General features: G+C 65.2%; 12 protein-coding genes. 10 read left to right on the top strand and 2 right to left on the bottom strand.

The window, feature by feature from the left end:
• Window positions 1-75: 75 nt before the first annotated feature.
• Window positions 76-1,527: a benzoyl-CoA 2,3-epoxidase subunit BoxB gene (gene boxB / locus XH83_RS33820; RefSeq protein WP_194404885.1), complete on the top strand. Its 1,452-nt coding sequence runs from the start codon at window positions 76-78 to the stop codon at window positions 1,525-1,527.
• Window positions 1,528-1,610: 83 nt separating this feature from the next.
• On the opposite strand, the gene XH83_RS33815 is transcribed toward boxB, so the two are convergent.
• Entirely contained in the window at window positions 1,611-2,411 is an 801-nt protein-coding gene (locus XH83_RS33815; RefSeq protein WP_194404884.1) for an SDR family NAD(P)-dependent oxidoreductase, read from the bottom strand.
• Between the two features lie 251 nt (window positions 2,412-2,662).
• On the bottom strand, window positions 2,663-3,721 hold the full coding sequence (locus XH83_RS33810; RefSeq protein WP_194404883.1) for a polysaccharide deacetylase family protein: 1,059 nt from the start codon (window positions 3,719-3,721) through the stop codon (window positions 2,663-2,665).
• A 164-nt stretch (window positions 3,722-3,885) separates the two neighbouring features.
• Between XH83_RS33810 and XH83_RS33805 the strand changes: the two genes are divergently transcribed.
• The 9 genes from XH83_RS33805 to pstC all read left to right on the top strand — a co-directional run bounded on the left by XH83_RS33805 (window position 3,886) and on the right by pstC (window position 12,756).
• The gene (locus XH83_RS33805) at window positions 3,886-5,280 is read left to right on the top strand and encodes an OmpA family protein (protein WP_194404882.1); all 1,395 of its coding nucleotides are present in this window, start codon (window positions 3,886-3,888) and stop codon (window positions 5,278-5,280) included.
• Window positions 5,281-5,282: 2 nt separating this feature from the next.
• On the top strand, window positions 5,283-5,579 hold the full coding sequence (locus tag XH83_RS33800; protein WP_194404881.1) for a hypothetical protein: 297 nt from the start codon (window positions 5,283-5,285) through the stop codon (window positions 5,577-5,579).
• Window positions 5,580-5,671: 92 nt separating this feature from the next.
• Entirely contained in the window at window positions 5,672-6,262 is a 591-nt protein-coding gene (locus XH83_RS33795) for a TetR/AcrR family transcriptional regulator (RefSeq protein ID WP_194404880.1), read from the top strand.
• Window positions 6,259-7,164: a haloalkane dehalogenase gene (locus tag XH83_RS33790; protein WP_194404879.1), complete on the top strand. Its 906-nt coding sequence runs from the start codon at window positions 6,259-6,261 to the stop codon at window positions 7,162-7,164. The genes XH83_RS33795 and XH83_RS33790 overlap by 4 nt, the downstream gene beginning before the upstream one ends.
• An 11-nt stretch (window positions 7,165-7,175) precedes the next feature.
• Window positions 7,176-7,607 carry a GNAT family N-acetyltransferase gene (locus XH83_RS33785; RefSeq protein WP_194404878.1) on the top strand — a complete coding sequence of 144 codons (432 nt, stop codon included), beginning with the start codon at window positions 7,176-7,178 and terminating at the stop codon, window positions 7,605-7,607.
• Between the two features lie 426 nt (window positions 7,608-8,033).
• Window positions 8,034-9,092 carry a lysylphosphatidylglycerol synthase domain-containing protein gene (locus XH83_RS33780; RefSeq protein ID WP_194404877.1) on the top strand — a complete coding sequence of 353 codons (1,059 nt, stop codon included), beginning with the start codon at window positions 8,034-8,036 and terminating at the stop codon, window positions 9,090-9,092.
• Window positions 9,093-9,134: 42 nt separating this feature from the next.
• Window positions 9,135-10,433: an ATP-binding protein gene (locus tag XH83_RS33775; RefSeq protein WP_194404876.1), complete on the top strand. Its 1,299-nt coding sequence runs from the start codon at window positions 9,135-9,137 to the stop codon at window positions 10,431-10,433.
• Between the two features lie 145 nt (window positions 10,434-10,578).
• Window positions 10,579-11,592 carry a phosphate ABC transporter substrate-binding protein PstS gene (gene pstS / locus XH83_RS33770; protein ID WP_194404875.1) on the top strand — a complete coding sequence of 338 codons (1,014 nt, stop codon included), beginning with the start codon at window positions 10,579-10,581 and terminating at the stop codon, window positions 11,590-11,592.
• A 174-nt stretch (window positions 11,593-11,766) separates the two neighbouring features.
• Window positions 11,767-12,756 carry a phosphate ABC transporter permease subunit PstC gene (pstC, locus tag XH83_RS33765; protein ID WP_194408488.1) on the top strand — a complete coding sequence of 330 codons (990 nt, stop codon included), beginning with the start codon at window positions 11,767-11,769 and terminating at the stop codon, window positions 12,754-12,756.

Raw genomic sequence — 12,756 nt, 5'->3', positions numbered from 1 at the left:
TAGGTCCCGGCTCAGCAGTGCGGCACTTCGCGCCGCACTGCGTCCGGGGCACGAGACCGATCAAGGAGCACGGCCATGAACATGAACATCATGAACGTCGACTACTCGACCAAGATTCCCAACAACGTCAATCTCGCCGAAGACCGCCAGGTGCTCAAAGCGCTGGAAGGCTGGCATCCCGGCTACATGGACTGGTGGAGCGACATGGGGCCGGAAGGCTTCCAGGAATCGCTGGTTTATTTGCGCACCGCGTATTCGGTCGATCCGCGCGGCTGGGCCAAGTTCGACTATGTCCGCATGCCCGAATATCGCTGGGGCATTCTGCTTGCGCCGCAGGAAGAGAACCGCGTCGTTCCCTTCGGCGAGCATTATGGCGAGCCGGCCTGGCAGGAAGTCCCGGGCGAGCATCGCGCCATGCTGCGCCGCCTGATCGTGATCCAGGGCGACACCGAGCCGGCTTCGGTCGAGCAGCAGCGCCATCTCGGCAAGACCGCGCCCTCGCTCTACGACATGCGCAATCTGTTCCAGGTGAACGTCGAGGAAGGCCGCCATCTCTGGGCGATGGTCTATCTGCTGCAGAAATATTTCGGCCGCGACGGCCGCGAAGAAGCCGATGATCTCCTGCGTCGCCGCTCCGGCGACGCCGACGCGCCGCGCATGCTGGGCGCCTTCAACGAGGCGACGCCGGACTGGCTGTCCTTCTTCATGTTCACCTACTTCACCGACCGCGACGGCAAGATGCAGCTGCACTCGCTGGCGCAGTCCGGCTTCGATCCGCTGTCGCGCACCTGCCGCTTCATGCTGACCGAGGAAGCGCACCACATGTTCGTCGGCGAGACCGGTATCACCCGCGTCGTGCAGCGCACTTGCGACGCGATGCGCGAGGCCGGCATCACCGATCCCACCGACATCGCGAAAGTGCGCGCGCTCGGGGTGATTGACCTGCCGACCATCCAGAAGAAGCTGAACCTGCACTACACGCTGTCACTCGATCTCTTCGGCTCGGAAGTCTCGACCAACGCGGCCAACGCCTTCAACGCCGGCATCAAGGGCCGCTATCACGAGACCCAGATCGAGGACGATCATCAGCTCAAGAACTCAACCTATCCGGTGCTCAAGCTGATCAACGGCGAGATCAAGCTGGTCGACGAGCCCGCGCTGACCGCGCTCAACATGCGCCTGCGCGACGATTACAGCCAGGACTGCGTCAAGGGCATGCTGCGCTGGAACAAGGTGATCTCGACCTCGGGGTATCAGTTCCAGCTCAAGCTGCCCAACGTCGCCTTCCACCGCCACATCGGCGAGTTCAAGGACGTGCATGCGACGCCCGACGGCATTTTGATCGACGACGCCACCTGGGCCAAGCGCAAGGACGAGTGGCTGCCATCGACCGCCGACGGCGACTTCATCACTTCGCTGATGCAGCCCGTCACCGAGCAAGGCAAGTACGCCTCCTGGATCTCGCCGCCGAAAGTCGGCATCGACAACAAGCCGGGCGATTTCGAGTACGTGAAGATCGAGTCGTGAGGAGCGGCGAATGGTGAATGGCGAGTAGCGAATAGAGAACGATAGTCTATTCGCCATTCGCTACTCGCCATTCGCAGTCAAGCCTACCCAGCGATCTCCAGCCCCGCATTCGCATACACCACGCCGCCGTCGACCGCGATGGTGTTGCCGACCACGTAATCGCCGGCGCGCGAGGCGAGATAGATCGCCACCCCCGCCATGTCCTCGTCGCTTCCGATGCGCCGCGCCGGGATGCGCTTGGCGACTTCGTCGGAATGGTCGCGCGCGGCGCGGTTCATGTCGGACTTGAAGGCGCCCGGCGCGATCGCGGTGACGTTGATATTGTCCTTGATCAGCTTGGTCGCCATGCGCCGCGTTAAATGGATCACCGCGGCCTTGCTGGCGGCGTAGGAATAGGTCTCGCTCGGATTGACGAAGATGCCGTCGACCGAGGCAATATTGATCACCTTCGCCGGACGTTCCGCGCTTGCGGCCGCGCGCAGCGGCTTCGCCAGCGCCTTGGTCAGGAAGAACAGCGACTTGACGTTGAGGTCCATCACCTTGTCCCAGCCGCTTTCGGGGAATTCGTCGAATTCCGCGCCCCAGGCCGCGCCCGCATTGTTGACGAGGATGTCGAGCTTCGGCTCCAGCTTGATGATCTCGGAGGCGAGCCGGTCGCAGCCTTCGATGGTGGAGATGTCGATCGGCAGCGCGATGCATTCGCCGTCATATTGCGCGGTGAGCTCCTTGGCGGTCGCCTCGCACGGTCCGGCCTTGCGCGCGGTGATGTAGACCTTTGCGGCGCCGGCGCTGAGAAATCCCGCCGCGATCATCTTGCCGATGCCGCGCGAGCCGCCGGTCACCAGCGCGACGCGGCCTTTGAGCGAGAACAGGTCGTTGAACATGAGGCCTCCCTTGGTTTGGCGCTGTTTTGGGCGGGGAGGAGAGGGGAGTCAAGGAAGGGGCTGATGATATGCGAGTGTGGCGGAAAGGCGCTTCGACTCTCTCGATGTCGTCCCGCGTACGCGGGGACCCATAACCCCAGGGGCAGTTGGGCGAAGATTCGTCGATCGGGACTGCGACCAACCGAGATCGATAAATTCCGCGGTATGGGTCCCTGCTTTCGCAGGGACGACGGCGGGGGATTGGAGCGCGCCTACGCCGCCGCGATCCGGCGGAAGCCGTTCCACATCGCGGTCGCGGCGCCCGAGGTCAGCACCGGCAGGATGCGAGCGTCCTGGTAGTTGCCGTTGAGCGAGACGCGCGGCAGCGCCGTCATCTGGCCGGCATTTTCGGCGAACAGCATGCCGGGCCGCGTCGTCACCGCGGTCTTGAAGCCGGCCGTCGCGGCCAGGCCGAATTCGCGCGTGCCTGCGGCTTCGCGGTCGCCATAGGGATAAGCGAGATGCAGCACGGGGCGCTCGAGCGCCTCTTCGATCCGCGCGCGGCTGGTGGCCAGCTCCTGTGCGGCGATGTCTTCCGCCTGCTTGGCGAGATTGCAATGGCTGACGCTATGCGCGCCGATCGTGACCAGCGGATCGGCTGCAAATGTCTTCAGCTCGGTCCAGGACAGGCAGAGGCTGCGGCACAGCGCGGCCATGTCGACGCCGTATGCCGTGCAGAGCGCCTCGATCTCTCGCTTGAGGTCATGCTCGCCCGGCAGCGCGCGCAGCCAGTCGTGCAGGCGGTCGTACGCGGCCTGCTTGGCCGCGGGCGTCGTCGCATCGAGCCGCAGCGCGGAATGGCCGATCTTGACGTCGATCTGCTCGGCCTTGGCGATCACGGCCTCCAGCGCCTCCCACCACAGCCGTCCGGTCCCTTCGGCAAAATCGCTCGCGACATAGACCGTCAGCGGTGCGTTGAATTCGCGCAGCACGGGCAGCGCATGGTCCAGATTGTCGCGATAGCCGTCGTCGAAGGTGAAGGCGGCGAAGCGGCGGTCGAACCGGCCCTGCACCAGCCGCTCATGCAGCTCGTCCATGGTGACGATGTCGATGTCGCGGGAGCGCAAATGGCACAGCGTCGCGCGCAGGAATTCGGGGGTGACCTCGAGATGCCGGTTCGGCTGGAACGCGGCCTCGCTGGCCGGCCGCACGTGGTGCAGCATGAAAATAGCGCCGACGCCCGACAAAAGCGGGCGCAAGAGGTGGTGCGCCCCGCTGAAGTAAAGTGCTCCCAGCCCGGCGCGGATGACGTTGTTACGCAGTTGTTTCATGACCGGCTGGCGGACTCTGGCATTCCGCTTTCAACTTACGGAAGAACCCTTGAAGAAAAAGTTATTCCGATTGTCCGACCCGTGCCCCCGGCAGGTCGCCATTTCCGGTTTGACAGCCTGCCAAGGGTTTGTTTTGTCTCCGTTTCCAGAGTTCGGGTCGTCGAATGCAGAAGCTTTTCAGGTGGGCCAGCAAATGGTGGCCGGGGTTGATTCCCCTGGCCGTCATGTGGGGATTTGCGGCCTGGAATAATACCTTACCGGTCGAAGCCGACCTCTCGGCCCGCAGCTCGGCCGCGCTGAAAGGGACCGTTCTGGACAAGACCCGGATCGCGGTCGACGGTCGCGACGTCAGCCTGGTCGCCGACGCCTTCTCCGAGGAGGGGCGCCGCGATGCCGTGACGGCGGTCGAAACCGTCCCCGGCGTGCGCCTGGTCGACGACCGGACCCGCCTTGTTCCCGAGGCCCAGCCGTTCGTCTGGAACGCCGAGCGCGACGTGGTGCGGGTGACGCTGTCGGGCTCCGCGCCCCTGCCGGCGATCAAGGGCCGGCTGACCGAGGCGGCCCGCAAGGAGGTCGGCGGCGCCGAGGTGGCCGACCAGATGGGCCTGGCGCGCGGCGCGCCGCCGCGCTTCGAAGCGGCCGCGATGCTGCTATTGGACCAGATCGGCAAGCTCAAGGACGGCAAGATCACGATCACCGACACCAAGGTCAATCTGTCGGGCATGGCGCGCGAGCTCGGCGGCCGTGAAGCGATCGCAGCCGCGCTGAAGAACCTGCCCGAGGGCTTCTCTGTCGCCGCCAACGACGTCAAGGCGCCGCCCTATATCTTCCAGGCCTACAAGGACCCGGTCGCCGCAACCGTGACGTTGACCGGCTACGTCCCCGACAACACCATCCACGCGGCGATCGCGACCAGCGCCGCGCGAAAATTCTTCACCGAAAAGGTCGTCGACAATCTCAAGGCCAGCCTCGGCGCGCCCGGCTCGTTCAACACCGCCGTGGTCGCAGCGCTCGGCGCGCTGTCACGACTGTCGACCGGCACGCTCGTCGTGTCCGATCGCGAGGTGAAGCTGTCGGGCGATGCGCTCTACGAGGGGGCCGCCAACGACATCCGCGCAGGCCTCGGCAAGGACTTCCCGAAGAACTGGCAATACAAGCCGGAGATCACCGTGAAGCCCGCGGCAGGGCCGGTCGACGGCACCGTGTGCCAGCAATTGTTCACGGACCTGCTGGCCAAGGGCAAGATCCGCTTCGCGCCCAAGCGTGCCGACATCGATCCGGATTCCGCCGCCATCCTCGATCATCTGATCGAGACGGCGCTGCGCTGCCCCACGACGAATGTCGAGGTCGCCGGACACACCGATGCGGATGGCGAGGACGGCTTCAACCGGGCTCTCTCGGAAAAGCGCGCGCAGGCGGTGATCGACTATCTGGTCAAGGCCGGCCTGCCCGCCAGCCGCTTCACCGCGGTCGGCCATGGCAGCACGCAACCCGTTGCCGGCAACGACACCGACGACGACAAGGCGCAGAACCGCCGCATCGAATTTCTGGTGAGGTGACGATGCCCTATCTCGTCTCGTTCCATCTGGGTTGGCTGATCGGCTCGGTGCTGCTCGGCTTCTGCATGGGCTGGATCTCGGTGGTCCAGCGCGGCAACGGCACATCGAAGGTGACCGCGCGCTGGCTCGCCGCGCTCGCCGCGGCCCTGGTCGCGGCCTCGCTCGCTCATGTCGTCCCCGGCCGCTTCGGCTATTGGCTCGACCTCGGCCTGATCATGTTCGCCTGCTACCTCGTCGGCTGCACCATCGGCGCCTGGCTGCGCGACCGCGTGGTGGCGCGCAGCATGCGGGCCGGCTAACCGCCGCCCCAGGTTCGCCCTCCGATCGGCACGCCACGAAGCACGCGAAAGACCGCGCTTGACAAGAATACGTACGTACGTATTATTTCGTCATGCCCAAGCCTTCGCTCAAAGACGCCATCCTCGACGCCGGCCTCAAGGTCATGTTCCGGACCGGCTATCACGGCACCAGCGTGCGTGATGTCACCGCAGCGGCGGGTGCCCCGCAGGGCTCCTTCACCAATCATTTTCGCTCCAAGGAGGCGTTCGCCTCGGAGGTGCTGGATCGCTATTTCGAGATCACGAAGGGATTGGTGGCGGAGGCTCTGGATGACGCCTCGCTGACGCCGCGGGCGCGGCTCAAGCGCTATCTCGACATCATCACCGGACGGCTCGAGGCCGACGGTTATGGCCGCGGCTGCCTGATCGGCGATCTCAGCCTCGAGGCGGCCGGCAGCAGCGAGATGCTGCGCACCCGTCTTTCCGAGATATTTGCCGAGTGGCGCCTGCCCTTCGCGGCCTGCATCAGCGAGGCGCAGCGCAGCGGCGAGATCGATTCCGAATTCGAGCCTGAGGAGCTTGCCGACTTCCTGCTCGCCTCCTGGCAGGGCGCGATCCTGCGCATGAAAGTCGACCGCACGCCCCAGGCGCTCGAGCGTTTCAAGACCATCGCCTTCAAAACTGTCTTCAAGGAGTCGACATGAGCCAGCAAGCCGAGATCCAGATCCGCTCCGTCGCCGTGCTGGGGAGCACGATGGCATATCGTGAGACGGGCCCGAAGGACGCGCCGGTCGCGCTCTTCCTTCACGGCAATCCGACATCGTCGCATATCTGGCGAAACATCCTGCCGTTGGTGTCCCCCGTGGCGCGTTGCATCGCGCCCGACCTGATCGGCTTCGGCCAGTCCGGCAAGCCCGATATCGCCTACCGCTTTTTCGACCACGTTCGTTATCTCGACGCGCTGATCGAGGAGCTCGGCATCGCCTCGGCCTATCTCGTTGCGCAGGATTGGGGCACGGCGCTCGCATTTCATCTCGCCGCGCGCCGGCCGGCCTTCGTGCGCGGCCTCGCCTTCATGGAGTTCATCCGGCCGATGCCGACCTGGCAGGATTTCCACCAGGTCGATGCCGCGCGCGAGACGTTCCGCAAATTCAGGACGCCGGGCGAGGGCGAGGCCATGATCCTGGAGGCCAACGCCTTCGTCGAACGCGTGCTGCCCGGCGGCATCATGCGCACATTGAGCGAAGAGGAGATGGCGCCGTACCGCACGCCGTTTCCGACGCCGGAGAGCCGCCGTCCCGTTCTTGCGTTCCCTCGGGAATTGCCGATCGCCGGCGAGCCCGCCGATGTTGCTCAGGCGCTGCAATCGGCGCATGCGTCGCTGAAAGCGTCCACATATCCGAAGCTGCTGTTCGCAGGCGAGCCGGGAGCCGTCGTCGCTTCAAGATTTGCCGAGACGTTCGCAGCCTCGCTGCAGCACTGCGCGCTCGTCCGCCTCGGGCCCGGCCGGCACTACCTCCAGGAGGATTACCCCGACGCGATTGGCCGCTCAATTGCCGGCTGGATCGCCGGCATCGAGGCAGTACGTCCCCAGCTTGCGGCCTGACGGAGGACGCGATGTCGATTGTCTGGGCTGACGACCTCGCCGGGATCGACTGGGACGAGCTCTCCGAGCTCTATCGCATTGCCCCGCTCGGCAACAAGAAGCCGGGCGATCTTGCGCTGGTGTTCGGCAACAGCATGTTTCGCGCCTTCGCCAGGGAGGGTGGCCGCCTCGTGGCCGCAGGGCGCGTGCTGGCCGACGGCCGCGACTGCGCCTATCTCTGTGATATCGCCGTGCACCGGGACTGTCAGGGGCGGGGTCTCGGCCGCGACATCATCGAGCGTCTGCTTGCGCATTGCCGCGGCCATCGCAAGATCATCCTCTATGCCGTGCCGGGCAAGGAGGGGTTTTACGAACGCCTGGGCTTCAGGCGGATGACCACGGCCATGGCGATCTTCGAGGATCAGGCCGCAGCCTATGGCCGCGGCTATTTGACCGCGCCTTGAGGCTGGGCACGGGAGGCCGCGACCTTCCGGCGCATCGGACAACCCGTGAACGAAGCCGGGATTGCCCCCTCTTTCAACAGGGGGGCGCCGTCCATAGATTGATTTCGGCTTAAGGCGGTGACGGAACAATGTGCGGCCGAAATCATCAAAACTTCACGGCGCCTGCGCAGGATTGCCAGGGAGATTCGCGTCAAGCCTTGCCGCCGAAGGCGCCAAACCGTGCATCAGGAGCACATAACCCTGCCTAAAATATTGAAGGCACGTGTTTTTGTTCGAATTGGCGAATTCCACTCCGCCCGAAAACGCGCTAGTGGAGGGGCGGGGGGCATGCGCGATGCCGGAGCCGGCGGCGAGGGGTCGTCGTGTGCCTGTGCGCCGTCCTGTCCGCCGGCCGTTCTGGCCGCTGAAGCGTTGTTCGAGGTCTAGATGCTGGAAGCCATACGCAGGGCGATATCGTTTCTGCGCGAGAAGCAAATCCTGCATAAGCTTGGCGTTGTGATCAGCGTCGCGGTCATCGGCATCGCTTGCTATGTGCTCTACCACATGCTGCGCGGCATCGATTTCAACGAGGTCCTCGAAGCGATCAAGAGCACCGAGCCGAGCCAGATTGCGATGGCGGCGCTGTTCGTCGCCGCGGGCTATTTCACGCTGACCTTCTACGATCTGTTCGCCGTGCGCGCGATCGGCCACGCCCATGTGCCCTATCGCATCAACGCGCTTGCGGCCTTCACCAGCTATTCCATCGGCCACAATGTCGGCGCGTCCGTCTTCACCGGCGGCGCGGTGCGATATCGCATCTATTCGGCCTACGGGCTGAACGCAATCGACGTCGCCAAGATCTGCTTCCTCGCCGGCCTGACCTTCTGGCTCGGCAATGCCGCCGTGCTCGGCCTCGGCATCTCCTATCATCCCGAGGCCGCCGCCTCGATCGATCAGCTGCCGCCATGGCTGAACCGGACGCTGGCGCTGGCGATCATCGCGGGGCTGGTCGGCTACGTGGTCTGGGTCTGGACCCAGCCGCGCGTGGTCGGCCGAGGGCCCTGGACCGTGGTGCTGCCGGGCGGCCCGCTGACGCTGCTGCAGATCGCGATCGGCATCATCGATCTCGGCTTCTGCGCGCTCGCAATGTACGTGCTGGTCCCGGACGAGCCCAATCTCGGCTTTGTGGTCGTCGCGGTGATCTTCGTCTCGGCCACCCTGCTCGGCTTCGCCAGCCATTCCCCCGGCGGGCTCGGCGTGTTCGACGCCGCCATGCTGGTCGGCCTCTGGCAGATGGACCGCGAGGAGCTGCTCGGCGGCATGCTGCTGTTCCGCGTCCTCTATTATCTCTCGCCCTTCGTCATCTCTGTAATCTTGCTGACGTTTCGCGAAGTTATCATCGGCGCACGATCGAAGCGCCTGCAGCAGGCGGCGCTCAAGCTCGACCCCGGTCCGGCGCGTGAAGCCGCTTACGTGAGAGAGCGTAGCGACGGCGCCAAATCTTAGGACCAGAGTCCACGACAGGCCCTTTAGGAGAAGTCCGCCCCGATGGCGATCGACGCCCCATCTTCTCCCTCCAACCAGCCCTGGTCCGACCGGCTGCGGCACTCGACGATCATCCTGATCGCCGCGGCGCTTGCGCTGTCCGTCATCGTCTCGCTCGGCGAATTGTCGGCGCTGCACGCCGCGATCGTGTTCCTGTGCATCGCCGCCGCTGCGCTGATCCCGTGGCGCCTGCATGATCCCGCCGCGTCCCGCGACGACGTCAGGCGCATCAACCCGGTCGAGAGCGCGGCGGTGGCCGCGGTCGTCGCCGGCATGCCGGATCCGGCGGTGCTGCTCGACCGTGCCGGCCGCGTCATCCACCTCAATGCCGCCGCCGCCCAGCTCGCGCCGGCGCTGCGCCGGAACGAGCTCGCCCAGTTCGCGCTGCGCTCGCCGGAGATCATCACGGCGCTGCGCGAGGCGATCGCGACCTCCGAGCCGCGGCGCGCGACCTATCTCGACCACGTCCCGGTCGATCGCTGGTTGGAGCTGACGATCACGCCGGTGCCGGTGCCGACCAGCTTCGGCGGCACCGACAAATGCATGCTGATGACCTTCCACGACCAGACGCCGCTGCGCCGGGTCGAGGAGATGCGCGCCGACTTCGTCGCCAATGCCAGCCACGAGCTGCGCACGCCGCTGGCCGCGCTGTCGGGCTTCATCGACACGCTGCAGGGCCAGGCCAAGGACGATCCAAAGGCGCGCGAGCGCTTCCTCGGCATCATGCACAACCAGGCCACCCGCATGGCGCGCCTGATCGACGATCTGTTGTCGCTGTCGCGGGTCGAGCTGTCGGCCCATGTCCGCCCCGACACCCTGGTCGATCTCTTGCCGATCATCCGCCAGGTGGCCGACGGGCTCGAGCCGCTGGCGCGCGAGCGCCAGGTCGAGGTCGAGATTCATCTCCCGGATGGGCCGGTGATGATCGCGGGCGACCGCGAGGAGCTGCTCCGCCTGTTCGAGAATTTGATCGAGAACGCGCTCAAATACGGCGCCTCCGGCGGACGCGTCATCGTGTCGCTGACCTCCGCCGCGGCCACTGACGGAACTCAGGAAATCCGGATCACGGTGCGCGATTTCGGCCCCGGCATCGCGCCCGAGCACCTGCCGCGGCTGACCGAGCGGTTCTACCGCGTGGACGTGGGCGACAGCCGCTTGCAGGGTGGAACCGGGCTCGGATTATCGCTGGTGAAACATATCCTTAACCGCCATCGCGGCCGGCTTTTGATCGAAAGCGTGCCCAAGCAGGGCGCCACTTTCACCGCCTGTTTTCCCCAGATCAAGACTCCCGCATCGACCTGAAACGCGAGCAATTTCAATAGCTTGCTGGTGTCATCCGACTGTCACGATACCTTCGTAAAAGCACAGCCGACCGCTCCTAAAGGGGGCGGCGCGGGGAGCGCGATCGGGCGCGGATGGCGCTTCGCTCCCCCCAATGGAGACCAGCATGAATTTCCTCAGAACGATCGTCGCTGCCGGCTTGGTCGCCGCATCGACGACGGTGGCGCTTGCCGCCGACATCACGGGTGCCGGTGCGACGTTCCCGTTCCCGATCTATTCGAAGTGGGCTGACGCCTACAAGAAAGAGACCGGCAATGGCCTGAACTACCAGTCGATCGGTTCCGGCGGCGGCATCAAGCAGATCCAGGCCAAGACCGTGACCTTCGGCGCCAGCGATGCCCCGCTCAAGGCCGAGCAGCTCGAGAAGGACGGCCTCGTGCAGTGGCCGATGGTGATGGGCGCCATCGTTCCCGTGGTCAACCTCGAGGGTGTGAAGCCGGGCGAGCTGGTGTTCGACGGCGAGACGCTGGCCAACATCTATCTCGGCAAGATCACCAAATGGGACGACGCTGCGATCAAGAAGCTCAATCCGAGCGCGAAGCTGCCCTCGGACGCCATCACCGTGGTCCGCCGCTCGGACGGTTCGGGCACCACCTTCAACTTCACCAACTATCTCTCCAAGGCCAGCGCGGACTGGAAGAGCAAGGTCGGCGAGGGCACCGCGGTCGAGTGGCCGGTCGGCGTCGGCGCCAAGGGCAATGAAGGCGTGTCGGGCAACATCAGCCAGACCAAGAACTCGATCGGCTATGTCGAGTACGCCTATGCCAAGCAGAACAAGCTGACCTACACCGGTCTCGTCAACAAGGCCGGCAAGCCGGTGCAGCCCACCGTCGAAGCCTTCCAGGCGGCCGCCTCCAACGCCGACTGGGCCAAGGCGCCCGGCTATTACGTCATCCTGACCGACCAGCCCGGCGAGAAGTCGTGGCCGATCACCGCGGCGACCTTCATCCTCATGCACAAGTCCGCGACCGACAAGGCGGCCTCGCAGGAAGCCATCAAGTTCTTCCGCTGGGCCTTCAAGAACGGCGGCAAGGCGGCTGAAGAGCTCGACTACATCCCGATGCCGGACAGCGTCGTCCAGCTGATCGAGAAGACCTGGGCTGCCGAGATCAAGAGCTAAGCGCTCTCCTCTCGTGTCCCGACGCGCTGCAACGTGAAACGTTGCTGCGCAGAGCCGGGACCCACAAACGCTAGGCCCCGGATCGGCGGCGCACCGCTACGCGCTGCACCGCATCCGGGGCACAAGACCAACAAAAAAGTGTAGTCTTTGGTACAGGGGATCGGCGTGGCAGAAATGGCCGTTCAGAGCGATGTAATCGACGACGCCGGACCGTATGACCGCGCCAAGGCCTTGAGCGCGTTCAAGCTCGGCGACGTCACCTTCTACTGGATCACGCGGCTGTCCGCGATCTCGGTGCTGCTCATTCTCGGCGGCATCATCATCTCGCTGATCGTCGGCGCGTTCCCGGCGATCAAGGAATACGGCCTCTCCTTCCTGTGGACGCAGCGCTGGGCGCCGTCCGCCGATCCGCCGGTGCTCGGTGCGCTCGGGCCGATGTACGGCACGCTGGTCACCTCCTTCATCGCGATGCTGATCGCCATTCCCGTCGGCCTCGGCATCGCCATCTTCCTCACCGAGCTCTGCCCGCAATGGCTGCGCCGCCCGATCGGCATGGCGATCGAGCTGCTCGCCGGAATCCCGTCGATCATCTACGGCATGTGGGGCTTCTTCGTGCTGGGGCCGTTTCTGGCCAACACCTTCCAGCCCTTCATGATCAGGATCTTCGACGGCGTCCCCGTGCTGGGCGCGATCTTCGCAGGTCCCCCGTCCTATCTCAGCCTGTTCAACGCCGCGCTGATCCTCGCCATCATGGTGCTGCCCTTCATCACCTCGATTTCGGTCGACGTGTTCAAGACGGTGCCGCCGGTCCTCAAGGAAGCCGCCTACGGCGTCGGCTGCACCACCTGGGAAGTCGTCCGCAGCGTGGTGATCCCCTACACCCGCGTCGGCGTCATCGGCGGCGTCATGCTGGCGCTGGGCCGCGCGCTCGGCGAGACCATGGCGGTGACCTTCATCATCGGCAACTCGTTTCGCATCTCGTCGTCGATCTTCGCCCCGGGCACCACGATCTCGGCGGCGATCGCCTCCGAATTCGCCGAGAGCGACGGCCTGCATCAGTCCGGCCTGATCCTGCTCGGCCTCTTGCTGTTCGTGCTGACGTTCTTCGTGCTCGCGGCGGCGCGGCTGATGCTGATGCGGCTGGAAAAGAAGGCGGGGAACTAG

The sequence above is a fragment of the Bradyrhizobium sp. CCBAU 53351 genome, assembly GCF_015291745.1.
GTDB lineage: Bacteria > Pseudomonadota > Alphaproteobacteria > Rhizobiales > Xanthobacteraceae > Bradyrhizobium.
This window is presented reverse-complemented; position numbering and strand designations above follow the sequence as displayed.